The organism is Rhodococcus sp. IEGM 1307, assembly GCF_030056915.1.
Taxonomy (GTDB): Bacteria; Actinomycetota; Actinomycetes; order Mycobacteriales; family Mycobacteriaceae; genus Rhodococcus_F; species Rhodococcus_F opacus_D.
On record NZ_JASHKW010000140.1, the window covers coordinates 1 to 213 of the forward strand.

Here is a 213-nt window from a genome sequence, read left to right on the forward strand (position 1 = left end):
GTCTGATGGGCCTGACCGGCCCGAAGACCGCGGTCCGCGGTAACCAGATCGCCGCCGCCGGGATGGGTGTCGCGGTGGTCGCCACTCTGATCGCGATCCGGGACACCTCCAACTGGGTGCTGATCGTCGCCGGCCTGGTGATCGGTGTGATCCTGGGTGTGCCGCCGGCGTTGCGGACGAAGATGACCGCGATGCCGCAGCTGGTGGCACTGT

At 68.5% G+C, this 213-nt stretch carries 1 protein-coding gene; it reads left to right on the top strand.

Translation table 11 applies throughout. The annotated features are described in order from the left end of the window. Positions 1 to 2: 2 nt before the first annotated feature. On the top strand, positions 3 to 213 hold a 211-nt coding region (locus QM841_RS43090), incomplete at its 3' end, for an NAD(P)(+) transhydrogenase (Re/Si-specific) subunit beta (RefSeq protein ID WP_283336819.1).